21 protein-coding genes are annotated in these 24,265 nt (G+C 66.3%); 5 read left to right on the top strand and 16 right to left on the bottom strand.

The annotated features are described in order from the left end of the window. Positions 1–141: 141 nt before the first annotated feature. The 14 genes from NQV17_RS17290 to NQV17_RS17225 all read right to left on the bottom strand — a co-directional run bounded on the left by NQV17_RS17290 (position 142) and on the right by NQV17_RS17225 (position 19,041). Positions 142–1,821 (bottom strand): SpoVR family protein, encoded by a 1,680-nt coding sequence (locus NQV17_RS17290; RefSeq protein WP_257773166.1) that lies wholly within the window; start codon positions 1,819–1,821, stop codon positions 142–144. Beyond that, positions 1,818–3,086 carry a YeaH/YhbH family protein gene (locus NQV17_RS17285; protein ID WP_044843598.1) on the bottom strand — a complete coding sequence of 423 codons (1,269 nt, stop codon included), beginning with the start codon at positions 3,084–3,086 and terminating at the stop codon, positions 1,818–1,820. The genes NQV17_RS17290 and NQV17_RS17285 overlap by 4 nt, the downstream gene beginning before the upstream one ends. Positions 3,087–3,211: 125 nt before the next feature. Further along, entirely contained in the window at positions 3,212–5,134 is a 1,923-nt protein-coding gene (locus NQV17_RS17280; protein ID WP_044843599.1) for a PrkA family serine protein kinase, read from the bottom strand. 543 nt (positions 5,135–5,677) lie between these two features. Beyond that, a complete protein-coding gene (locus NQV17_RS17275; RefSeq protein ID WP_257773250.1) occupies positions 5,678–7,429 on the bottom strand; it encodes a methyl-accepting chemotaxis protein in 1,752 nt (583 codons plus the stop codon). A 278-nt stretch (positions 7,430–7,707) separates the two neighbouring features. Continuing rightward, positions 7,708–8,637 carry a ribokinase gene (rbsK, locus tag NQV17_RS17270; RefSeq protein ID WP_257773165.1) on the bottom strand — a complete coding sequence of 310 codons (930 nt, stop codon included), beginning with the start codon at positions 8,635–8,637 and terminating at the stop codon, positions 7,708–7,710. Continuing rightward, positions 8,634–9,665 carry a LacI family DNA-binding transcriptional regulator gene (locus NQV17_RS17265; RefSeq protein ID WP_044843601.1) on the bottom strand — a complete coding sequence of 344 codons (1,032 nt, stop codon included), beginning with the start codon at positions 9,663–9,665 and terminating at the stop codon, positions 8,634–8,636. Before NQV17_RS17265 ends, rbsK begins: the two co-directional genes overlap by 4 nt. 35 nt (positions 9,666–9,700) lie before the next feature. Next, positions 9,701–10,720, bottom strand: coding sequence for an ABC transporter permease (locus NQV17_RS17260; RefSeq protein WP_257773164.1), 1,020 nt, complete (start codon positions 10,718–10,720; stop codon positions 9,701–9,703). Then, on the bottom strand, positions 10,717–12,330 hold the full coding sequence (locus NQV17_RS17255; RefSeq protein ID WP_257773163.1) for a sugar ABC transporter ATP-binding protein: 1,614 nt from the start codon (positions 12,328–12,330) through the stop codon (positions 10,717–10,719). The genes NQV17_RS17260 and NQV17_RS17255 overlap by 4 nt, the downstream gene beginning before the upstream one ends. 145 nt (positions 12,331–12,475) lie before the next feature. After that, complete coding sequence (locus tag NQV17_RS17250) at positions 12,476–13,426, bottom strand: sugar ABC transporter substrate-binding protein (RefSeq protein ID WP_044843604.1); 951 nt, start codon at positions 13,424–13,426, stop codon at positions 12,476–12,478. A 520-nt stretch (positions 13,427–13,946) separates the two neighbouring features. Then, entirely contained in the window at positions 13,947–14,873 is a 927-nt protein-coding gene (locus NQV17_RS17245) for a CysB family HTH-type transcriptional regulator (protein WP_044843605.1), read from the bottom strand. Positions 14,874–14,953: 80 nt separating this feature from the next. Beyond that, positions 14,954–16,012, bottom strand: coding sequence for a sulfate/molybdate ABC transporter ATP-binding protein (locus tag NQV17_RS17240; protein WP_257773162.1), 1,059 nt, complete (start codon positions 16,010–16,012; stop codon positions 14,954–14,956). A 13-nt stretch (positions 16,013–16,025) separates the two neighbouring features. Then, the gene (cysW, locus tag NQV17_RS17235; protein ID WP_257773161.1) at positions 16,026–16,973 is read right to left on the bottom strand and encodes a sulfate ABC transporter permease subunit CysW; all 948 of its coding nucleotides are present in this window, start codon (positions 16,971–16,973) and stop codon (positions 16,026–16,028) included. Continuing rightward, positions 16,970–17,869 carry a sulfate ABC transporter permease subunit CysT gene (cysT, locus tag NQV17_RS17230; protein WP_044843608.1) on the bottom strand — a complete coding sequence of 300 codons (900 nt, stop codon included), beginning with the start codon at positions 17,867–17,869 and terminating at the stop codon, positions 16,970–16,972. Before cysT ends, cysW begins: the two co-directional genes overlap by 4 nt. 134 nt (positions 17,870–18,003) lie before the next feature. Then, the gene (locus NQV17_RS17225; protein WP_257773160.1) at positions 18,004–19,041 is read right to left on the bottom strand and encodes a sulfate ABC transporter substrate-binding protein; all 1,038 of its coding nucleotides are present in this window, start codon (positions 19,039–19,041) and stop codon (positions 18,004–18,006) included. Between the two features lie 264 nt (positions 19,042–19,305). Between NQV17_RS17225 and lexA the strand changes: the two genes are divergently transcribed. From lexA to NQV17_RS17210, 3 genes are read left to right on the top strand one after another with little or no spacing between them, the layout of a single operon-like run. Further along, positions 19,306–19,953: a transcriptional repressor LexA gene (lexA, locus tag NQV17_RS17220; protein ID WP_006754655.1), complete on the top strand. Its 648-nt coding sequence runs from the start codon at positions 19,306–19,308 to the stop codon at positions 19,951–19,953. A 26-nt stretch (positions 19,954–19,979) separates the two neighbouring features. After that, positions 19,980–20,318 (top strand): hypothetical protein, encoded by a 339-nt coding sequence (locus tag NQV17_RS17215; RefSeq protein ID WP_044843610.1) that lies wholly within the window; start codon positions 19,980–19,982, stop codon positions 20,316–20,318. A gap of 29 nt (positions 20,319–20,347) precedes the next feature. Then, on the top strand, positions 20,348–21,040 hold the full coding sequence (locus tag NQV17_RS17210) for a DUF2939 domain-containing protein (protein WP_257773159.1): 693 nt from the start codon (positions 20,348–20,350) through the stop codon (positions 21,038–21,040). Between the two features lie 92 nt (positions 21,041–21,132). Here NQV17_RS17210 and NQV17_RS17205 read toward each other — a convergent pair whose 3' ends face one another. Continuing rightward, positions 21,133–21,630, bottom strand: coding sequence for a universal stress protein (locus NQV17_RS17205; RefSeq protein ID WP_044843612.1), 498 nt, complete (start codon positions 21,628–21,630; stop codon positions 21,133–21,135). 321 nt (positions 21,631–21,951) lie between these two features. Between NQV17_RS17205 and nodI the strand changes: the two genes are divergently transcribed. Together nodI and NQV17_RS17195 are read left to right on the top strand one after the other, a co-directional pair. Continuing rightward, complete coding sequence (gene nodI / locus NQV17_RS17200; RefSeq protein ID WP_257773158.1) at positions 21,952–22,866, top strand: nodulation factor ABC transporter ATP-binding protein NodI; 915 nt, start codon at positions 21,952–21,954, stop codon at positions 22,864–22,866. A gap of 6 nt (positions 22,867–22,872) precedes the next feature. Then, positions 22,873–23,706: an ABC transporter permease gene (locus tag NQV17_RS17195; RefSeq protein WP_044843614.1), complete on the top strand. Its 834-nt coding sequence runs from the start codon at positions 22,873–22,875 to the stop codon at positions 23,704–23,706. A 59-nt stretch (positions 23,707–23,765) separates the two neighbouring features. Here NQV17_RS17195 and NQV17_RS17190 read toward each other — a convergent pair whose 3' ends face one another. Then, complete coding sequence (locus NQV17_RS17190; RefSeq protein ID WP_044843615.1) at positions 23,766–24,188, bottom strand: hypothetical protein; 423 nt, start codon at positions 24,186–24,188, stop codon at positions 23,766–23,768. Between the last annotated feature and the right edge of the window lie 77 nt (positions 24,189–24,265).

Here is a 24,265-nt window from a genome sequence, read left to right as displayed (position 1 = left end):
TACGGGATTTTAGCGAAATGTAAAGTAACGGGCTTTCCGGGTTCGTCCGGATGTAGAAATTTTTTCTCCCGGTACGCGTTCGTCATATGAAAACGCCAGCCCTCAGGCTGGCGTCCGGTGCAAACTGTTCTCGGGCGATCGTCAGACGCGCACCTCCGGCGGCACGTAGCGGCACTCGTAGCGCTTGCGCACGGTCCCGGCCTCGTCGACGCTTTCCAGGAACACGTCGAACTGCCAGAGCCGCGCCATGTGCTTGAGCACTTCCTCGCTGTCGTTCGACAGATGGCGGTTGTCGGTCATGAAATGGCGCAGCGTGAGGCTGCGGTCGCCGCGCGTGTTCACGGCCCACACCTGGATGTTCGGCTCGCGGTGATGGATGTCGTACTGCCGCGACAACGCCTGCCGCACGTACTGGTAGCCGGACTCGTCGTGGATTGCCGACACCTCGAGCGAATCGCGCATGTCGTCGTCGAGCACCGAGAACAGCCGCATCTCGCGGATCAGGTTCGGCGACAGGTACTGCGCGATGAAGCTCTCGTCCTTGAAGTTGCGCATCGCGTAGTGCATCGCCGGCAGCCACGGGGTGCCCGCGATCTCCGGAAACCACTTGTAGTCCTCTTCCGTCGGCGCCTCGCAGATCCGGCGGATGTCGCTCATCATCGAGAAGCCGAGCGCATACGGATTGATCCCGCTGTAGTACGGCTTCGTGACGGGCGGCTGGTAGACCACGTTGCTGTGCGAGTGCAGGAACTCCATCATGAAGCCGTCTTCCAGCTTGCCCTGGTTGTACAGCGTATTCAGCAGCGTGTAGTGCCAGAACGTCGCCCAGCCTTCGTTCATCACCTGCGTCTGCCGCTGCGGATAGAAATACTGGCCGATCTTGCGCACGATGCGGATCACTTCCCGCTCCCACGGCTCGAGCAGCGGCGCGTTCTTCTCCGCGAAATACAGCAGGTTCTCCTGCGGCTCAGGCGGATAGCGTCCTTCCTGCTCCTCCATCTGCTCGGGCTTCTTGCCCGGCAGCGTGCGCCACAGCTCGTTGACCTGCGACTGCAGATACGCCTCGCGCTCGCGCCGCAGCGCGGCCTCCTTCGACAACGACGGCTTCTGCGGCCGCTTGTAGCGGTCGACGCCGTAGTTCATCAGCGCATGGCACGAATCGAGCAGTTCCTCGACGCGATCGAGGCCGTAGCGCTCCTCGCATTCGGCGACGTAGTTCTTCGCGTACACCAGATAGTCGATGATCGCGTGCGCGTCGGTCCACAACCGGAACAGGTAGTTGCCCTTGAAGAAGGAGTTGTGCCCGTACGCCGCGTGCGCGATGACGAGCGCCTGCATCGTCATCGTGTTCTCTTCCATCAGATACGCGATGCAGGGATTCGAGTTGATGACGATTTCGTACGCGAGGCCCATCTGGCCGCGGCGATAGCTTTTCTCGGTCGCGAGGAAGTGCTTGCCGAACGACCAGTGGCGATAGTTGACCGGCATCCCGACCGACGCATACGCATCCATCATCTGCTCGGCGCTGATCAGCTCGAGCTGGATCGGATAGATGTCGAGCTCGTACTGCTCGGCGACCTGCGAGATGTGCGTGTCGTATTCCTCGAGCAGCTCGAACGTCCAGTCGGACGGGCACGGCAGCGGCTTGCGTTCGGCAACGTTCATACGCGCTTCCTTCTGCCCGGCACCGGGCAAGTCGGCGGCCGGCGCCGCCGGTTCGGTCCGGCCGCTTTGCTGCGATGCGGCAGGCCCGGTCGTGTCGTCGCCGGAAGGGCGCGGCGCATAGCCGCGCGACTCGTTGTGCAGATGGCGGGTCGTCATGACATTTCCACCTGCTTTTCGAACAATTCGCGAAATACCGGGTAAATGTCGGCAGCCGATTCGACTTTCTTCATCGCGAGGTGCGGTTGCGACAGCGCCAGCTGTGCGTACTCCAGCCACAGGTTCTGCTCTTCCGGGGCGACCTGGATATACGCGAAGTAACGCGTCTTGGTGAGGATATCCTCTTCCAGGATTTTGCGACACTTCGGCGAATCGTCAGTCCAGTTGTCGCCGTCGGACGCCTGTGCGCCGTAGATGTTCCACTCGGTCGGCGAGTAGCGCTCGTTCATCACCTTGCGCATCAGCTCGAGCGCGCTCGACACGACGGTGCCGCCGCTTTCGGTCGAATGGAAGAAGGTGTCCTCGTCGACCTCCTCGGCGCGCGTGTGGTGACGGATGAACACGACCTCGATGCGCTCGTAGTTGCGCTTCAGGAACAGGTACAGCAGGATGAAGAAGCGTTTCGCGAGATCCTTGCGCTGCTCGTCCATCGAGCCCGACACGTCCATCAGGCAGAACATCACGGCCTGGCTCGACGGTTGCGGCTGCTTCACGCGGTTGATGTAGCGCAGGTCGAACGGATCGATGAACGGGATCCGCCAGATGCGCCCCTTCAGGTGATGGATCTCGGCCTCGAGCGTCGCGATATCCTCGCGACGGTCTTCCGGATCGAGCTTCATCACCTCGAGCCGCGCTTCGAGCTCGCGCAGCTCGTTGACGAGCGGCGAACCGAGCGCGATGCGTCGCCCGAGCGCGCTGCGCAGCGAGCGCACGACGTCGATGTTGTTCGGCGTGCCTTCCGCCGACCAGCCCGCGCGCACGTTCTTCCAGCTCGGCACCGTCAGCAGGTGCGTCTTCACGAGGCGCGGCAGTTCGAGATCGTCGAAGAAATACTGCATGAATTCGTCGCGGGACAGCTCGAACACGAAGTCGTCCTGCCCTTCGCCTTCGTTGCTCGCCTGACTGCCGCCGCCGCCCGAGCCGCCCTGCGGACGCGGAATCTTGTCGCCGCGCACGTAGTCCTCGTTGCCCGGGTGCACGTATTCGCGACGCCCGCCCGGCGCGTGCCGGAAATTCGGCTCGGCGATGTCCTTGCGCGGAATCGTGATGCTTTGCGTGCTCTGGATATCCTTGATGCTACGGTCGCGCACCGCGTCGGACACGGCACGACGAATGTAGTTCTTGACGCGACGCAGAAAGCGTTCGCGGTTGGCGATGCTCTTGTTCTTGCCGGCCAGCCTGCGGTCGATGATTTGATGAAGCACTCCCGGTCTCCCGCTCGAAAGTCGATCTGCCGGGGCACTCGCCGCGCATGCCGTCTGCCGTCATGCGGGCGGCGCCTCTGAAAGCGCCCGTACGGACTCGCCGCACGGGCGCGGTACCGCGCGCGTCATGACGACTTGCGCACGCGCAGGTACCAGTCGCAAAGCAGCCTCACCTGCTTCGGCGTATAGCCCTTCGCGACCATCCGGTTCACAAAGTCCTCATGCTTGCGTTGCTCCTCCGCCGAGCCCTTCGCATTGAACGAAATGACCGGCAACAGTTCCTCGGTATTCGAGAACATCTTCTTCTCGATCACGACGCGCAACTTCTCGTAGCTCGTCCACACGGGGTTCTTGCCGGCGTTCGCCGCCCGTGCACGCAACACGAAGTTCACGATCTCGTTGCGGAAATCCTTCGGATTGCTGATCCCGGCCGGCTTCTCGATCTTCTCCAGTTCCGCATTCAGCGCGGCGCGGTCGAAGCTCTCGCCCGTGTCGTGATCGCGGAATTCCTGGTCCTGGATCCAGAAGTCCGCATACGTGACGTAGCGGTCGAAGATGTTCTGCCCGTACTCCGAATACGACTCGAGGTAAGCCGTCTGGATCTCCTTGCCGATGAACTCCGCGTAGCGCGACGCGAGCACGTCCTTCACGAACGACAGGTACTTCTGCTCGGTCTCCGGCGGGAACTGCTCGCGTTCGATCTGCTGTTCGAGCACGTACATCAGGTGCACGGGGTTGGCCGCGACCTCGCTCGAGTCGAAGTTGAACACGCGCGACAGGATCTTGAACGCGAAGCGCGTCGACACGCCGGTCATCCCTTCGTCCACGCCCGCGTAGTCGCGATACTCCTGGTACGACTTCGCTTTCGGATCGGTGTCCTTCAGGTTTTCGCCGTCGTACACCTGCATCTTCGAGAACAGACTGGAATTCTCCGGCTCGTGCAGGCGCGACAGCACCGAGAACTGCGACATCATCTTCAGCGTGCCCGGCGCGCACACGGCCTCGGCCAGCGACGAGTTGCGGATCAGCTTCTCGTAGATCTTGATCTCTTCCGACACGCGCAGGCAGTACGGCACCTTCACGACGAAGATCCGGTCGAGCAGTGCCTCGTTGTTGCGGTTGTTGCGGAAGGCCTTCCACTCCGACTCGTTCGAGTGCGCGAGGATCACGCCGTCGAACGGAATCGCGCCGAATCCTTCGGTGCCCTTGAAGTTGCCTTCCTGCGTCGCGGTCAGCAACGGGTGCAGCACCTTGATCGGCGCCTTGAACATTTCGACGAATTCGAGCAGGCCCTGGTTCGCCAGGCACAGGCCGCCCGAGTAGCTGTATGCATCGGCATCGTCCTGCGCGTACTGTTCGAGCTTGCGGATGTCGACCTTGCCGACGAGCGACGAGATGTCCTGGTTGTTCTCGTCGCCAGGTTCCGTCTTCGCGATGCCGATCTGCCGCAGGATCGACGGAAAGCGGCGTACCACGCGGAACTGGCGGATGTCGCCGTTGTATTCGTGCAGGCGCTTGACGGCCCACGGACTCAGGATGCTCTTCAGGTAGCGGCGCGGAATGCCGTACTGCTCTTCGAGGATCGGGCCGTCTTCGTCGTAGTCGAACAGCCCGAGCGGCGATTCGTTGACGGGCGAACCCTTCAGCGCATAGAACGGCACACGCTCCATCAGCTGCTTCAGCCGCTCGGCGATCGACGACTTGCCGCCGCCCACCGGGCCGAGCAGGTAGAGAATCTGCTTCTTCTCTTCGAGCCCTTGCGCAGCGTGGCGGAAGTACGCGACCACCTGCTCGATCACTTCCTCCATTCCGTAGAATTCACGGAACGCGGGATAGACCTTGATAACCTTGTTCGCGAAGATCCGCGACAGGCGCGGGTCGATGCGGGTATCGATTTGTTCGGGTTCCCCGATTGCAGCCAGCATGCGTTCGCCAGCCGTGGCGTACGCTGACGGATCGTTCTTGCAGAGCGCGAGGTACTCCTCCAGCGAGAACTCTTCCTCTCGCGTTTTTTCGAAGCGGTTCGCGAAGCTGCTGTAAATATCCATGCTACCTCCCTCGCCTGAGTCTGAAGACGTGCCTGCCTTCTATGACTGCGCAGAAGCAAGCGCGTTCGAATTCATCCTAAACCCTTTCTTATTTTTTTTCACGAACTCTTCGTATGAAGTTCGTCATTCTCGACAACACCGCTTGGACAACGCATTTCGACGCTTTACAATCGATCTCCCGTGTCGCGGAAACGGCATCCGCCACCTCTCGTCGAGCATCGGAACGTCTCGTGCGTTGGACACCTCCGTCGTCGTCGCGGCACCCTTCACTCCCCCTTCATCCCTAGACGTTCGAGCGGACGTTTACGACGACACGCCGCGCGCGCCGTTACAAATTTTTTTCGCATCGTCCGGAGATACCCGTAGTGCGGATGCGAACACGCAGCGCGCGGTGACGCACGAACGTTCACGTGCGTTGTCACATTCCATCGGTCGAAACGACGACGCCCGCATGTCGCGGGCGTCGTGTGCTGCCAAATGGGGAGAGATACGGGGAAAGATACCGGGGAGCGTTACCGCGAAAAGATGCGCGTCACGCGCGAATCAGAACGTTTCCCAGTCGTCGGCGCCGGCAGCCACCGGCGCGGGTGCAGCGGCCGCCGGCTTGCGCGCCGGCGCGACGCGCTTCGGCGCCGCATCACGATCGTCGCGCGCCACGGCCGGCGCGGACGGCGCAACCGGCACCGCAGCCGCTGCGGGCACCGCGCGCGGCGCCTGACGTGCGGCGGCAGCGGTCGCCGGCTGCGCCGCGTCGTCGTCGATCCGGAACACCGACGCCGTCTCGCGCAGGCGCGCGGCCTGTTCGTCGAGCGATTGCGCGGCGGCCGCCGCTTCCTCGACAAGCGCGGCGTTCTGCTGGGTGACTTCGTCCATCTGCGCGACCGCGCGCGCGACCTGGTCGATGCCGCCGCTCTGTTCCTCGGACGCCGCCGCGATCTCGCCCATGATGTCGGTCACGCGCTGCACCGCGCCGATCACGTCGCTCATCGTGCGGCCGGCTTCGTCGACCAGCGCCGAGCCGGTCCGGATGCGCTCCACCGACGCGTCGATCAGCATCTTGATCTCCTTGGCCGCGCTCGACGAACGCTGCGCGAGACTGCGCACCTCGCCCGCGACGACCGCGAAGCCGCGGCCTTCCTCGCCGGCGCGCGCGGCTTCGACCGCCGCGTTCAGCGCCAGGATGTTGGTCTGGAACGCGATTCCCTCGATGATCGCGATGATGTCCGCGATCTTCGCGGAGCTGTCGTTGATCTCGCCCATCGTGCCGACCACCTGGACGACCACCGTATTGCCCTTGTTTGCAATCTCCGACGCGTTCGCGGCCAGCGAGCTTGCCTGCCGCGCATTGTCGGCGTTCTGCTTCACGGTACCGGTCAGCTGTTCCATGCTCGATGCGGTTTCCTGCAGCGCCGACGCCTGCTCTTCCGTGCGCGACGACAGGTCGATGTTGCCGGCGGCGATCTGGCGCGCCGCGGTCGCGATCGACTCGCTGCCGCCGCGCACGGTGCGCACCGTGTCGACAAGGCCGCGCTGCATCCTCGCGAGACCGTCCAGGAGCTGGCCCATTTCGTCGCGCCGATGCACGACGATCGCGCGGCGCAGGTCGCCCGCGGCGATCGCGTCGAAATGCGCGAGCGCGTCCGCGAGCGGACGGCCGATCGCACGGCTGAGCGTCAGCCAGGAAAGCGCAGCGGCAACCAGGCCGGCCGCCAGCAGGACGATCGACAGCACGCGCAGCGTGTCGTACATCGCTTCCGCGCGGTCGAAGTCCGTCTGCCCGGCACTGAACTGGAAATTGCGCAGCGCTTCGCCTGCGGTCGCGAGCTCGTTGTAAAGCGCCTGGAGCTGTTTGGCGCCCTCGCCGATCCGGTCATGGTCGCCCGCCGCGACCAGGCCTCCGAACGCGTCGCAACTGCGCTGCAGCGCCAGCCGCTTCGCGGCGACGTCCTGCGCGAGACGGTCTTCCTCCGGGCCGCGCGGCAGTGCAAGGTATTTTTGCCACCACGCGTCGGACTGCGTGCGCATCGCGCGGCTGCGTTCCACGGCGGCAGCCGAGTCGGGCGTGCCCACCAGCAGCGCGGCGCGATCGAGCGCCAGGCGCTCGCGCGCCGCGTACATTTCGGCGACGGCCACGTCGACCGCGCTCGGCATCTGGTTCGTGAAAATCTCGCGCGTCGCGTCGTTCGAGCGCGTCATCCCGTACACGCCGAGCACGCCGAGCAGGCCCAGCAGTACTGCGAGAAACGCCATCGTCAAACCGATGCGCGCACGTATCGTCAGGTTTCCGATCACCATCATTCTTCCTGTATTGCGTCGTCGTGAACGGGCAAGGCCCGTTTTTCGAAACAGTGTTTCGTCCTGATGTATTTACGACCGGATGTAGCGCAGCTTGATGGTATTCACGCCAATTTTTTCAGCAATTCCTCCGTTCATTACGGATTTCCGAATAATAGGGGCGAAGCATCGCCGGCCCTTCGCGAAAGCGCGTGGCAAGCAATCCGAGGTCAGGCAAGTGGGGAAAGATGGCCGGCCGCGTGCTGTCGCACGCGCCGGCCCGGATGCGCGATCCAGCCCTATTCGGCCAGTTCGGCGAGCGTGGGAATCGACGGCTGCGCGCCTGCGCGCGTGACCGACAGCGCCGCCGCGCGTTGCGCGAAGCGGATGGCGGCGTCGACGTCCGCGCCGGCCGCGAGCCGTGCGGCGAAACCGCCGATGAAGGTGTCGCCCGCCGCGGTCGTGTCGACCGCCTTGACGACGGGGGCCGGATAGTGGCGTGCCGCGCCGTCGGCCGTCAGCGCGAACACGCCGCGCGCGCCGAGCGTGATCAGCACGTTGCGCGCGCCGGTTGTCCGCAACGCACGCGCCGCGGCTTCCGCCTCGGCCGGATTGCGCACCGGCAGCCCGGTCAGCGCGGCCGCCTCGACTTCGTTCGGAATCAGGTAATCGACCAGCGGCAGCCAGCCGTCCGGCAGCGGCGCGACGGCAGGCGCCGGATTGAGCACCACGGTGCGGCCGAGCCGCCGCCCGGCCGACAGCGCAGCGAACACGGCGTCCGGCGGCGTTTCGAGCTGGCAGATCAGCACGTCGGTCGCGGCCAGCGCCGCCTCGTGCCGCGCCACCGTATCCGTCGTGACTTCGCCGTTGCCGCCCGCGACGATCACGATCGTGTTCTGGCTGGCGTCGTCGACGACGATCAATGCGACGCCGGTCGACGCCGTCTTGCTCGTCGCGAGCCGCGAGCAGTCGATGCCTTCGGTCTCGAGGCCGGCCCGCAGCGCGGTGCCGTGCGCATCCGCGCCGACGCAGCCGATCATCGCGACCTGCGCGCCGAGCCGCGCGGCCGCGACGGCCTGGTTGCCGCCCTTGCCCCCCGCGGCCTGCGCATACGCGTGACCGGCGAGCGTTTCACCCGGCAACGGCAGCCGCGACGCCCGTACAACGAGATCCATGTTGAGGCTGCCGACCACCGTCACGCGGCCGGCACCTGCCGCACGCGCCGTCATGGGCGAGCACCGGGCGCGGCCGGCTCGCGGTAAACCGCCGTCGATTCGCGCAGCACGAGCCGCGGCGACACGACGCGCCGACGGCTCGGCGCGGCCGTCGAGCCGCCGCCTATCCGCTCGATCAGCGTCTGCGCGGCCATTTCGCCGAGGGCGCGCACCGACTGGCCGACCGTCGACAGCGCCGGATAGGTATAACGGGAGAATTCGATGTCGTCGAAGCCGATGATCGAGCAGTCGTCCGGCACGCGCATGCCGCGCTCGGCCGCCGCGCGCAGCGCGCCGACGCCCATCAGGTCGTTGCCCGCGAAAATCGCGCTCGGGTGCACCGACTCGAACAGCCGCGATGCCGCGTGATAGCCGCCCAGGCACGAAAAGTCGCTTTCCGCGATCGCGCCCGGCACGATGTCGATCCCGCGCTCGGCCATCGCGCGGATGAAGCCGTGCACGCGCATCGCGCTGACGGCCGTGTCGGTCGGCCCGGTGATGCAGCCGATCTTCGCGTGCCCGAGTTCGAGCAGGTGGCGCGTCGCCAGATAGGCGCCGCGTTCGTGGTCGATCTGCACGAGGTCGGCCGCGAGCCCCTCGATGTTGCGGTCGACGACGACGAGGGGCGCATGCGCGTCGGCGAGCGTCTGCGCGAGCACCGCGTCCTCGCCGGCCGACGCGACGATCAGCCCGTCGATGCGCTTTTCCTGCAGCACGCGCAGGTAGTTGCGCTGCTTCACGGGATCGTCGTCCGAGTTGCAGAAGAACACGCAATAGCCGTTGGCCGCGCACTGGTCCTCGATGCCGCGCGCAAGCTCCGCGAAGTACGGATTCGTGCTGTTCGGCACGACGAGGCCGATGGTCGCCGTCGAGCGCGCCTTCAGCGAGCGCGCCACGGCCGACGGCACGTAGTTCAGCTCGCGGATCGCGCCTTCGACCTTCGCACGCACATCCGCGGACACCGGCCGCGAATTGTTCACCACGTGCGAGACGGTCGTAAACGACACGCCCGCCATGGCCGCCACATCCTTGATCGTCGCCATTTCCCGTTTCTCTCTGGTCTGCTTTCTGTGTAGTTCTACCGGGCGCGCGCGCGCCGGCTGCGATACGTATCGAGCACGACCGCCACCACGATCACCGCCCCGGTGATGATCCGTTTGGTCGGCTCGTTCGCGCCGATCTGCGCCAGCCCCGCGGCCAGCACGGAGATGATCAACACGCCGAAGAACGTGCTGATCACCGAGCCGCGCCCGCCCATCAGGCTCGTGCCGCCGATCACGACGGCTGCGATCACCTGCAGTTCGAGGCCCACGCCCGCGTTCGGGTCGGCGGCCTCGAGCCGCGAAATCTGGAACAGCGACGCGAGCCCCGCGAGCGCGCCCATCAGTGCGAATACGAGGATTTTATACGGCCGCGGGTTAACCCCGGCAAGCCGGACGGCTTCTTCATTCGTGCCGATACCGACAAGATAGCGCCCGAACACGGTGCGCGTGAGCACGAACTGCGCCGCGATCATTACCGCGACCGCGATCAGGAACGCCGGCGAGATGCCGAGCGCGATCGGGTTCGACAGGAAATCGAACGCGTCGCCGATGTAGGCCGTGCGCGAATTCGTCAGCTGGTACGCGACACCGCGCGCGGCCTCGAGCACGCCGAGCGACACGATGAACGACGGAATCCGCCAGCCCACCGTGATCGCGCCCGTCAGCGAGCCGGTCACGGTCGCGACCGCGATCCCGATCAGCGCGGCGGGCAGCGGCCCCCAATGCCATTTCAGCGCGGCCACGCTGACCATCGACGCGGCCAGCGCGAGCACCGAGCCGACCGACAGGTCGATGCCGGCGATGATCAGCACGAACGTCATCCCGACCGACATCACGACGAGATCGGGGATCTGGTTCGCGATCGTGCTGAACGTATCGTAGGTCAGGAAATGCGAGCTCAGCGCCGAGAACAGCGCGATCATCGCGGCGAGCGCGCCGGCGAGCCCGAGATAGTTCGACACGCCGAGCCGCGTGCCGGACAGCGTGCGCGCGCGGCGCCCGGTCACGTCCTGCTGCGCGCCGGCGTCGCTCGGGGATACGGGAGGCTGGGTCATTGCTGTCGTCCTGTCGTCGAAGAGGCGGAAGCCGCGCGCGGCGCGCTTTCCGCATCCGGATGGCGTGCGCCGCCGGGCAGCGCTGCGCGGCCGAAGCCGGCGAACGCCGCGGCCAGCAGCGCATCCTGGGTCCAGTTGCCGCGTTCGAACACGGCGGTCATGCGGCCGGCCGACATCACACCGATCCGGTCGCAGATCAGCATCAGCTCGCGCAGGTCGCTCGAGACGACCACCAGCGCCCGGCCCTCGCGCGCGAGCGCGCCCATCAGCGTGTAGATCTCGAATTTGGCGCCGACGTCGATCCCGCGGGTCGGCTCGTCGAACAGCAGCACGCCCATGTCGCGCGCGAGCCAGCGGCCGATCACGACCTTCTGCTGGTTGCCGCCCGACAGTTCGCCGACCGCCTGCGCGGCGCCGTGGGTGCGGATCCGCAGCGCGTCGATCTGCTGCTCGGCGAGCGCCGTCTCGCGCGCCGTATCGACGATGCCGCCGCGCGCGAGCCGGTCGAGCTGGCCGAGCGACACGTTCGACGTGACCGACTGCGACAGCAGCAGCCCTTCGCCCTTGCGGTCCTCGGTGATCAGCGCGATGCCGTGCTTCACCGCGTCGACGGGCGAGCCGATGCGCGCCGGCTTCAGCGGATCGCCGACCGCGATCATCCCGGCGTCCGGCGTGTCCGCGCCGTAGATCAGCCGCAGCAATTCGGTGCGCCCGGCACCGATCAGCCCCGAGATGCCGAAGATTTCGCCCGAGCGCACTTCGAGCGACACGTCCTGCACGGCCGTGCCGCGCGTCATGCCCGACACGACGAGGCGAGGCGCGCCGATGCGGCGCGCGCCGAGATCGATGTGCTCGCCGACCTCGCGCCCGACCATCAGCGTGACGAGCCCGTCGGACGTCGTCGCGGCCATGTCGCCGACGTGCACGAGCCGGCCGTCGCGCAGCACCGCGACACGCTCGGCGACCCGCGCGAGTTCCTCCAGCCGGTGCGAGATGTAGACGATCGCCACGCCGCGCGCCTTCAGCCGGTCGATCTGCTCGAACAGCAGTTCGACCTCGCGCGCGGTCAGCATCGCGGTCGGTTCGTCGAGGATCAGCACACGGCAATCGCCGATCAGGTTGCGAGCGATCTCGACCATCTGCTGGTGGCCGATGCCGAGCGCACCGACCGGCGTATCGGGGTCGACCGCGTCGAGCCCGACCTGCGCCATCGCGGCACGCGCATCGTCGCGCAGCCGCGCGCGATCGATGATGCCGAAGCGCCGCGGCAGTCGGTTCAGGAACAGGTTCTCGGCGACCGTCAGCGTCGGCAGCAGGTTCAGCTCCTGCATCACCATGCGCACGCCGAGCGCCTCGGCCTGTGTGCGGCTCGCCGGCGCGTAGGCCCGGCCGCCGAGTTGCATCGTGCCGGCGGTCGGGTCGACGAGCCCGCCGATGATCTTCGACAGCGTGCTCTTGCCGGCGCCGTTCTCGCCCGTCAGCGCGAGCGCTTCACCCGGCACGAGCGTCAACGTGACGTCGGCGAGCACCGGTTCGGCGTAGGTCTTGCCCACACCGGAAACGGACAGCACGGGAACGGCTGAACGGGAGGGTTGGAAGGTCGGTTCCATCGCGATCCTGGTTGCGGCCGCGCGCACGCGGCGCGCGGGTGTGACGCTCACAAGTGCATGTGCATGCAGTGGCCGTGATCGCGCTCACCCCGTATAACGGCCGCCGGCCCCGATTCTTGAGGCCGGCGGCCGCGACGGGGCGGCGTTACTTCGTCACGAGATCGACCGGCGTCTCGACCACGCCGGACATGTCGGCCTGCTTGCGATGCTCGGCGATCGCCTTGAGCGCCGTGTCGATGCCGAACACGGCCTGCTTCGCCGCGTACTGGTCGGCGGTCGCGAGCACGCGGCCGTCCTTCAGCATCGGCCTGATCGCGTTGATGTTGTCGTAGCCGACCACGAACACCTTGCCCTGCTTGCCCGCCGCGCGCACGGCCGACACGGCGCCGATCGCCATGTTGTCGTTGCCGCACAGCAACGCACGCAGGTTCGGGTATTCGTTGAGCATCGCGGACGCGACCGCATTGCCCTTGTCGATCTCCCATTCGCCCGACTGCACCGACACGACCTTCATCCCGCCCGCCTTCATCGCATCCTCGAAGCCGGCCGTGCGCTGCTGCGCGTTGGTCGTCGTCGACACGCCTTCGAGGATGCCGACCTGGTCGCCCGCCTTCAGCCGCTTCGCGAGGTAGTCGCCGATCTTGCGCGCGCCCTTGCGGTTGTCGGGGCCGACGAACGGCACGTTCAGGTTCTTCGACTTCAGCACGTCCGGGTCGAGCCGGTTGTCGATGTTCACGACGGTGATGCCCGCGTCGACCGCCTTCTTCACGACCGGCACGAGCGCCTTCGAATCGGCCGGCGCGAGCACGATCGCATCGACCTTCGACACGATCATCTGCTCGACGATGCGAATCTGGTTCGCGGTGTCGGTCTCGTCCTTGATGCCGTTCGTGATCAGGTCGAACTGGCCGGCGTTGTGCTTCTGGTATTCCTTCGCGCCGTTTTCCATCGTCAGGAAGAACTCGTTGGCGAGCGACTTCATCACGAGCGCGACCTTCGGCTTGGCCGCAGCCTGCGCATGGACGGCCGGTGCGGCAGCGACCGCGACAGCGGCAAGCGCGGCGGTCAGGAAGCGACGGCGAAAGAGGACATTCATACACATCTCCTGGCGACTGGCCCGACGGGCCAGATTATTGTTTGACTGTTGTTTTAATGTGAGCAAACGTTTGCGCTACACTTCCCGGGCATTGGCCATCGTTGCTGCTTGTCGGTACCACGGAATGGAAGCGAGGCAGACGGCCGACTGCCTGGCGCGTGCTGTCGTCGACGCGCCACCGCCGGCGGGACCCCGGCGGAGTGGAAGCTATGCTGTACCGTTTCGGTTCGACGCGCAACCCGTCTGATCAATATTTAAGGGTTTATTCGGAGCGCGCGGTTGCACGTGCCGATTGCGGCGCGTTACATGATCGAAGCGAGGCACGCGCATGCGCCGTCTTGTTTTTCTATTGGTCGGCGATCAGATGACGGTCGCCGCTCAAGGCAACCCGGCTTGTCAGCGACGGCTTCGATCGAAGGTTCGACGCGCCAGCACGCGATGAAATGGCGGATGCAACATCGGCGCCCGATGCAACGCGTCCGAAGGGCGCCAGCCGCGCCCCCGGAACATCGTCCCGCCGTCAGACCGCTTCGCGCAGCAGCCCCGCGATTTCCGCTTCGTTCAGGTGCGGCGCGAACATCTCGATCAACCGGTACGCATACGCGCGCAGGAATGCGCCCTTGCGCAACCCGACCCGCGTCGTGCTCGCCTCGAACAGGTGCTGCGTGTCGAGCGCGACGAGCCCGGTGTCGCGCTGCGGATCGAACGCCATCGCCGCGACGACGCCGATCCCCATCCCGAGCTCGACGTAGGTCTTGATCACGTCCGCGTCGATTGCAGTCAGCACGACGTCGGGCACGGCGCCGGCCTGTGCGAATGCCTGGTCGATGTGCGAGCGGCCCGTGAAGTCCTGGTCATACGTGATGATCGGGTACTCGGCGATTTCGTCGAGCGTCAGGTTCTCGCGGCCGACGAGCGGATGCCCCTTCGGCACGACGACCGTGTGGTGCCACGAATAGCACGGGAACGTGACGATGTCCGGATAGCGATCGAGCGCCTCGGTCGAGATGCCGAGATCGGCTTCGCCGTTCAGGATCATCTGCGCGATCTGCTGCGGGCTGCCCTGGCGCAGCGCGAGATGCACCTTCGGAAACACCTCGGTGAACTGGCGGATCACCTTCGGCAGCGCGTAGCGCGCCTGCGTGTGGGTCGTCGCGACGACGAGGTGGCCGCTGTCCTGGTCCGCGAACTGGCGCGCGACACGGCGCAGGTTTTCCGCATCCAGCAGCATCCGCTCGATCAGCTGGTGCACGGCCTTGCCGGGCTCCGTGAGCCCCGTGAGCCGCTTGCCGCGCCGGATGAAGATATCGACGCCCAGTTCATCCTCGAGATCCTTGATCTGCTTCGACACGCCCGACTGCGACGTGTACAGCACGTTCGCGACTTCCGTCAGGTTCATGTTCTGGCGCACGGCCTCGCGCACGAAACGCAATTGCTGAAAATTCATGGGTATGCCTCTTAGGCTGTCGTTGTTCGAATGTCGATTCGGAGCGGTATCCGCCCTCTTCTCTTTACCGCGGCCGGGCCTCAGTGCGCGGGAAATACGCGGACCGCGCGCGGCACGGCCGTCGCGCCGTCGCCGACCTGCAGCGCGAGCGCACGCCACGCGTCGCGATCGAGTTCCGCTTCGAGTGCGCCGCCCGTGCGCGCCTCGAGTTCGACCCGCACCGAGCCGCCGAGCGGGATCACGCGGCGCACGTCGACCGCGATGCCGTCGCGATGGCCGTCGCCGGCCGGCCACAGCTGCAGGTCGTGCGGCCGCACGTATGCGTTCGCGGGGCCCGCGAAATCGGCGTCGACCGCGATCGGCGCGGCCGCCCCCTCGGCCACGAAGCCGCGCCCGGCGACCGTGCCCGGCAGCCGGTTCGCCGCACCGAGGAATTCGTAGACGAACGCGCTTTGCGGATGATCGTAGACGTCCTGCGGGCTGCCGACCTGCTCCACATGACCGCGGTTCAGCACGACGATCCGGTCGGCCACTTCCAGCGCCTCCTCCTGGTCATGCGTGACGAAGATCGTCGAGATGTGCAGGTCGTCGTGCAGGCGCCGCAGCCAGCCGCGCAGTTCCTTGCGCACCTTCGCGTCGAGCGCGCCGAACGGCTCGTCGAGCAGCAGCACCTTCGGCTCGACCGCGAGCGCGCGGGCCAGCGCGATCCGCTGACGCTGGCCGCCCGACAGCTCGGACGGGTAGCGCTGCGCGAGCCAGTCGAGCTGCACGAGCTTCAGCAGTTCGTGCACTTTCTCGCGGATCACGGCTTCCGACGGCCGCTCGCGGCGCGGCTTCACGCGCAGCCCGAACGCGACGTTCTCGAACACGGTCATGTGGCGGAACAGCGCGTAATGCTGGAACACGAAACCGACCTGGCGCTCGCGCGCGCCGACCGACGCGACGTCGAGCCCCTGCAGCACGACCTGCCCGGCGTCCGCGTGCTCGAGGCCCGCGATCACGCGCAGCAGCGTGGTCTTGCCGCAGCCGGACGGCCCGAGCAGGGCGACGAGCTCGCCCGGCGGAAAGTCGAGCGACACGTTGTCGAGCGCGGTGAAATCGCCGAAGCGCTTCTGAAGGTGACGGACGGTGATACCCATTCTGGTTGCCTCTTTACGATTTCGACGAAATGGCGGCGGCGGGGCCGGCATGAGCGGGAACGTCATCGCGTGCGCCGGCCAGTTCGGCGGCGAGGTGACGCTCGGCGAGCAGCTTCAGCGCGAGCGTGACGAGCGCGAGCAGCGCCAGCACCGACGCCACCGCGAACGCCGCCGCGAAGTTGTATTCGTTGTACAGGATCTCGACGTGCAGCGGCATCGTGTCGGTCACGCCGCGGATGTGGCCGGACACGACCGACACCGCGCCGAACTCGCCCATCGCGCGCGCATTGCACAGGATCACGCCGTACAGCAGGCCCCACTTCACGTTCGGCAGCGTCACGCGCCGGAAGATCTGCCAGCCCGACGCGCCCAGCACGCGCGCGGCCTCTTCCTCGTCGGTGCCCTGCGCCTGCATCAGCGGGATCAGTTCGCGCGCGACGAACGGGAACGTGACGAAGATCGTCGCGAGCACGATGCCCGGCACCGCGAAGATGATCTGCACGTCGTGGCCCTGCAGCCACGGCCCGAGCCAGCCCTGCGCACCGAACAGCAGCACGTAGACGAGGCCCGAGATCACCGGCGACACGGAGAACGGCAGGTCGATCAGCGTCGTCAGCAACGCCTTGCCGCGGAATTCGAACTTCGCGATCGCCCACGATGCGCACACGCCGAACACGAGGTTCAGCGGCACCGCGATCACGGCGACGGTCAGCGTCAGCTTGATTGCCGACCATGCGTCGGGATCGGCGAGCGATTCGAGATAGAAGCCGACGCCCTTGCGCAGCGCCTCGAAGAACACCGCGGCGAGCGGCACGACGAGGAAGAACGCCAGGAACGCCAGCGCGACGCCGATCAGCAGCCAGCGCACGGCGCGCGGCTCGTTGACGGGATCCGGTTGTTTCGCGGCGCGCGCGCGCGCGGCGGACGGGTGGTTCAGCACGGCGGTGGACTCCTGGCTCATTGCTGGCCTCCGGCGGCAGTCGCGGCAACGGTGACGGTCGCGGGCGCGGGGCCGCTCGCGCCCTTGCTCGTGCGGCGCTGCAGATACCACTGCAGCGTGTTGATGAGCAGCAGCATCAGGAATGACACGACCAGCATCACGACCGCCAGCGCGGTCGCGCCCGCGTAGTCGTACTGCTCGAGCTTCGTGATGATCAGCAGCGACGTGATCTCGGATTTCATCGGCACGTTGCCGGCGATGAAGATCACCGACCCGTACTCGCCGAGCGCGCGCGCGAACGCCAGCGCGAAGCCGGTGAGCAGCGCGGGCAGCACGGCCGGCAGCACGACGCGGCGGAACGTCAGCCAGCGCGTTGCGCCGAGGCACGCGGCGGCCTCTTCCTGCTCGCGCTCGAAATCCTCGAGCACGGGCTGCACGGTGCGCACGACGAACGGGAGCCCGATGAAGGTCAGCGCCACCAGCACGCCGACCGGCGTGAACGCGATCTTGATGCCGAACGGCGCGAGATACTGGCCGACCCAGCCGTTGGTCGCGTAGACGGCGGCAAGCGAGATGCCGGCGACCGACGTCGGCAGCGCGAACGGCAGGTCGACGATCGCGTCGACGAGCCGCTTGAACGGGAACGTGTAGCGCACCAGCACCCACGCGACGAGAAAGCCGAACACGGCATTGATCACCGCGCCGCCGAGCGCGGAGGCAAACGTCAGCCGGTACGACGCGAGTACGCGCGGCGACGCGACGGCGGTGACGAACTGGTCCCACGACAGCGTCGCGGTCTTCAGGAACGTGGCGGCGAGCGGAATCAGCACCACGAGGCTCAAATAGGCCACCGTGATGCCGAGCGTCACGCCGAAACCGGGCAGCGCGCTCGGCTTGCGAAAGGTGTACGTCGTCATCGGATGCTCTTGCTGGGTCGTTGCTGCTCACGGGTCCGACGCAAACGCCGGCGCGGGGAGTCGCGCCGGCGGGCCGTCGGGGATGCGGCGCGCTGTCGTGGCGCGCCGCTGTCGTTATGGTTTGCTGCCTGGCGTTACTGCGGCTTGTAGATCGAGTCGAACACGCCGCCGTCCGCGAAATGCGTCTTCTGCGCATTCGTCCAGCCGCCGAACGTGTCGTCGACCGTGTACAGCTTCAGCTTCGGAAACTGCTTCGTCAGCTCCGCCGGCACATTCTTCGAACGCGGACGGTAGTAGTTGCGTGCCGCGATTTCCTGGCCCTGCGGGCTGTACAGGAAATTCAGGTAGGCCTCGGCCAGCTTGCGCGTGCCCTTCTTGTCGACCACCTTGTCGACCACGGCAACGGGCGGCTCGGCCAGGATGCTCACCGACGGCACGACGATCTCGAACTTGTCGGTGCCGAATTCCTTGATCGACAGGAACGCCTCGTTCTCCCAGGCGATCAGCACGTCGCCGATCCCGCGCTGCACGAAGCTCGTCGTCGCACCGCGCGCGCCCGAGTCGAGCACGCCCGCATTCTTGTAGAGCTTCGTCACGAATTCCTTCGCGCTCTGCTCGTTGCCGCCCGGCTTGTGGACCGCGTATGCCCATGCGGCCAGGTAGTTCCAGCGCGCCCCGCCCGACGTCTTCGGGTTCGGTGTGACGATCGAGATGCCCGGCTTGGTCAGGTCGTCCCAGTCCTTGATCCCTTTCGGGTTGCCCTTGCGCACCAGGAACACGATCGTCGACGTGTACGGCGATGCGTTGTCGGGCAGGCGCTTCTGCCAGTCCTTGTTGACGAGCCCCTTGTTGGCGATCGCGTCGATGTCGTAGGCGAGCGCCAGCGTCACGACGTCGGCCTGGAGGCCGTCGAGCACCGAGCGCGCCTGCGCGCCCGAGCCGCCATGCGACTGCTTGAAGTTGACCGTCTCGCCCGTCTGCGCCTTCCACGCCTTGCCGAACGCCTGGTTGAAGTCCTGGTACAGCTCGCGCGTCGGGTCGTAGGACACGTTCAGGAACGTCGTATCGGCCTGGGCATGCGTCGCGACGCCCAGCGCCGCCGCCGCGCCCAGCGCGAGTGTTGCGATCAGGCGGCCCACTCCGCCCACCAGCCCCGTATTGCGCTTCGCCATCCTTGGTTCTCCAGTGTTGTCGGTATTGCGATGTCGGGCCAGTCTAGCGAACGGGTTACATGATTAAAAATAATCGTTCCTTATTTTTTAATACTCAAAAGTGCTAACGCAGACGGGATGGACGGTTGAGGCAGATGAACCGGCGTCCGGGCGTCACGAAATCACGTCGGAACCGGCGCGATCGCGTCGAACCTCAAGTAACACTTGAAATTCGCGAAGTACTGTATAAAAATACAGCTCACTGTCTATCCATACAGTTCAGCCATGACCAAACTCACCGCCCGTCAGCAGCAAGTGTTCGACTTGATCCGCCGCGCGATCGAACGCTCCGGTTTCCCGCCCACGCGCGCCGAGATCGCGGCAGAGCTGGGCTTCAGCTCGCCGAATGCGGCCGAGGAACACCTCCGGGCGCTGGCGCGCAAAGGGGTGATCGAGCTGGCCGCCGGCGCGTCGCGCGGCATCCGCCTGCTCGGCATCGACGACGCCCCCCATCAGTTCACGCTGCCGCATGCCGGCCTGATGCAACTGTCGCTGCCGCTCGTCGGCCGGGTGGCGGCCGGTAGCCCGATCCTCGCGCAGGAGCACATCTCGCAGCATTACGCGTGCGATCCCGCGCTGTTTACCAGCAAGCCCGACTACCTGCTGAAGGTGCGCGGCCTGTCGATGCGCGACGCCGGCATTCTCGACGGCGACCTCCTCGCCGTGCAGAAGCGCACGGAAGCGAAGGACGGCCAGATCATCGTCGCGCGGCTTGGCGACGACGTCACGGTCAAGCGCCTGATGCGCCGGCCAGGCGGCCTCGAGCTGATCGCGGAGAACCCGGATTACGAAAACATCTTCGTCAAGGCCGGCAGCGCGGAATTCGCGCTGGAAGGCATCGCCGTCGGGCTGATCCGCTCGGGCGAACTCTGACAATCGGTCTCGCTGAGGAGAACATCATGGAACGCCTTTCCCGTTTGCTGCCTTTCCGTCAATTCGGTCGCCTGCGTCACCTGCGCGGCCGCACGCCCTGCGCGCCGCTGTCCGCCGCGGCGCCCGTGGTGAGCCAAGAAGTCGCAGTTGAACGGCAGGCGTCGCTGCTGCCCTCAGCGCTTCCCGCCTTCGCACGGGTCTCGCTGAACGCCGGCCTGCATCACGCGGAACCGGCGCGCCGTGCGCCCGTGCGCGTGTATCACGGCCGGTCGCGCCTGATCATGGTCGGGACGATCGATGCCGTGTGCCGGATGATCGATCGCTGCATCGACGAGGAACGATCGGCCACGCACGGCGGTCTCTGATTGCGGAACCTGTCCGCACCGGAGGCATCGTGACTGGATCTTCGGGCCGCGCGTGGCGGCTCAAGCCCCTGCTGATCGTCGTGCTGGCCGTCGCCGTTTTGGTAGCGATCGGCTATGCGTACGCATCGCCGTATGTCGCGCTCGGTCGCCTGAAATCGGCGATCGATGCGCGCGATGCGCAATCGGTCAGCGAATATGTCGATTTTCCATCGCTGCGCGTCAGTCTGAAGCAGCAGGTCACGGAAGAGTTGATGCACCGGATCGACGCGGTGAAGAAGGACAACCCGTTCGCGGTGATTGGCGCGCTGATCGGCTCTGCATTGATCGGCCCGCTCGTCGATGCGTATGCGACACCGGAAGGCGTCGCTGCGCTGATGAGCGGCATTCCCCCGCGCGGTAATCCGGGCGAGCGGCCACCCGAATGGTCGGGCCCACCGTCGAGTGGTGCGTCTGGCAACGCATCGGCCGCACCGCCGGCCAATCCGGCGAGCACCCCCGTACCGGGCAGCAATGCCTCGGTCGCGTCCGCGCCGGCCCCCGCATCCGCGCCAGCCGGCCCGGGCGACACGCGCCATCCGCAGCAAACGAGCGCCGGCTACCGGAATATCGATGAATTTGTCGTGACCTACCAGCGCAGTGCCGACGGCACGCGCTATGCGGCGATCTTCCACCGCTTCGGCCTGTTTTCTTGGAAGCTGTCCGCGATCGACCTGCACGCGTGAGCGGTCGCGATCGGGATCGATGCCGCTGCGGCGGCATGGCGAGCGACCGGCGCGAGTCGCAGGACAACCCGGCCGGTCACACGATCACTGTGTCACTTGCCGCTCGCGGTGGCCGCTTCGCGTTCGCGCGCGATCTCGGCCTTTTGCTCTTCCGCCGACGAACACGCGACCAGAATGCTGCAGTTCACGCGATCGAGCAGTTGCGTATTGCCCGACCCCATCCACCATCTCGACAATCCGCTGCGGCAGCGATGGCCGACAACGACGAGGTCAGCCTTCAACTCGGTCGCGAGATTCGCGATTTCGTCGATCGGATAGCCGAACGCAAAATGGCCTTCCGCCTGGACGCCGCGCTCGCGCAGCCAGTTCACGCCTTCCTGCAGGATCTCGCGCGCGGTTTCCTCGAAGCGGCCGCAGGCGACGTCGGTCAGCAGCCCCGCGCTTTGCGCGATGCTCGAGCGCATGTCGACGACCGACAGCAAATGCGTTTCCGCCTTCAGGTCCAGCGCGAGATTCGCACCGCACCGCAAGGCCTTGCGCCCTTCGAGCGTGCCGTCGTAGCACAGCAGAATCTTGTTGTAGCTAGCCATGAGACCTCCCTATCGCGACAACGTGCCCTATGCACTCATCATGGTGCGCCGCAATTGCGGACGCAAGGGATGGAAAACGCTGATTCGCCACGCGGGGCGCGTCGGCGATGATGCGGTGCACGATCCGTGCGCGCATGCACCGCGCCGCGCGTGCACGCCCTGAAGAGACGCAGCCGATGCACTAGAATGGCCCGTTCGTGTCCTCGACGTGCGTTCGCCCCGGTCATGCCCATGTGACACGCATTCGCCCGATCCGTTCGCCGACCGGCATGCCCATCCGGCCGGCCGCGGAACGCATCCGCTTAGAACGACAACCTGCCCATGTCCGTTGCACCGATCGATTTCCGGAACGTCGAAAAGCGCTATGGCGACAAGCTCGTCGTCAACGACCTGTCCTTCCACGTGCAGGCCGGCGAATGCTACGGCCTGCTCGGGCCGAACGGCGCCGGCAAGACCACGACGCTGAAGATGCTGCTCGGCCTCGTGTATCCCGACGCCGGCACCATTTCACTGTGCGGCGAACCGGTTCCGTCGCGCGCGCGGCATGCACGCCAGCGCGTCGGCGTCGTCCCGCAGTTCGACAACCTCGACCCCGACTTCACGGTCCGAGAAAACCTGCTCGTGTTCAGCCGCTATTTCGGGATGTCGGCACAGGCTTCACGCGCGCTGGTGCAGCCGCTGCTCGAATTCGCGAAGCTGGAAAACAAGGCCGATGCGAAGGTCGGCGAGCTGTCGGGCGGGATGAAGCGCCGTCTGACGCTTGCGCGCGCACTCGTCAACGATCCGGACGTGCTGGTGCTCGACGAGCCGACGACGGGGCTCGATCCGCAGGCGCGGCACCTGATGTGGGAGCGCTTGCGTTCGCTGCTCGCGCGCGGCAAGACGATCCTGATCACCACGCATTTCATGGAGGAAGCCGAGCGCCTGTGCGACCGGCTGTGCGTGATCGAGGAAGGCCGCAAGATTGCCGAAGGCGCGCCGCACGCGCTGATCGAATCGGAGATCGGCTGCGACGTGATCGAGATCTACGGGCCGGACCCGGTCGCGCTGCGCGACGAGCTGACGCCGTTCGCGACACGCACCGAGATCAGCGGCGAGACGCTGTTCTGCTACGTGAGCGATCCCGAGCCGCTCAGCGCCCGGCTCAAGGGTCGCACGGGATTGCGCTATCTGCATCGTCCGGCCAATCTGGAAGACGTGTTCCTGCGGCTCACGGGCCGCGAAATGCAGGACTGATCGATCATGGACGCACGCAACTATTCCGCCGCCGCGCCGTCCGCACCGCCACGCGAATCACGCTTCGCAGTCGCGCTGCCCGCGAATGCCACCAACTGGATCGCCGTGTGGCGGCGCAACTACCTCGTGTGGCGCAAGCTCGCGCTCGCGTCGCTGTTCGGCAATCTCGCCGATCCGATGATCTACCTGTTCGGGCTGGGATTCGGGCTCGGCCTGATGCTCGGCCACGTCGACGGCGTGTCGTATATCGCGTTCCTCGCGGCCGGCACGGTCGGTTCGAGCGTGATGATGTCCGCGAGCTTCGAGTCGATGTATTCGGGCTTCTCGCGGATGCACGTGCAGCGCACCTGGGAAGCGATCATGCACACGCCGCTCGCGCTGGGCGACATCGTGCTCGGGGAGATCGTCTGGGCGGCGAGCAAGGCGCTGTTGTCGGGCGTCGCGATCATGCTCGTCGCGGGCCTGCTCGGCTATGCGCGCTTTCCGTCGATGCTCGCGGCGCTACCCGTGATCGTGCTCGCCGGCCTCGCGTTCGCGAGCACCGCGATGATCGTCACCGCGCTCGCGCCGTCCTACGACTTCTTCATGTTCTATCAGACGCTCGTGCTGACGCCGATGCTGCTGCTGTCGGGCGTGTTCTTCCCGATCACGCAGTTGCCGCCGATCGCGCAGCATGCCGCGCACGTGCTGCCGCTCGCCAACGCGGTCGAACTGATCCGGCCCGCGATGCTCGGCCGGCCGGCGACGGACGCCGGCCTGCATCTCGCGGTGCTCGCGGGTTATGCGGTCGGCGGATTCATCGTCTCCGCGTGGCTGTTCCGGCGGCGCATGATGCGCTGACGGCCGGCGCGCACGGCACCGGCTCGCTGCGACGAAGCGGCGACGAAGCGGCGGCGGCGTTACTCGTCGTCGTCGCTCCACGGAATCTCGACGTCGGTCAGGAATGCGACGGTCGCCAGCGGGCCGCCTTCGTGGCGGCCGAGCTTGCCGTCCGCGCGATGCCATTCGACGCGGAACTGCGTACCCGGATCGTCGGCAACCAGATAGACCGCGCGCAATTCTTCGGCGTCGGCTTCGTCGACCGGACCGTCGAACGACACCAGCATCTTTTGCGGCCACAGGCCGTTCACCGGATCGTAGATGCGGTCGCCTTGCGGAATCTCGATGCTGGCCTCAACGCCAATCGTGGCGGAGGCTTCGATGATCATCGTGCCGAGCGCGTTCAGCACGGCAGTCGCCCGCGCGGAATTGGCCTGGCGGATCGCGAGATCGCCACGCGTCAGCGCCTTTTCGAGTCGAGGATGAATCTTCGGTTGGGTCATGCGTTTTCCTGTTTGCTTCTTGTAAAGGGCACCGCGCGCGTGAGGCGGCGGCGCCGGATGAATACGACGGTCATGCG

The organism is Burkholderia sp. SCN-KJ, assembly GCF_024656005.1.
Classification (GTDB): domain Bacteria; phylum Pseudomonadota; class Gammaproteobacteria; order Burkholderiales; family Burkholderiaceae; genus Burkholderia.
Note: the sequence above shows the minus strand (reverse complement) of the source record. Positions and strands in the feature narration are given on the sequence as shown.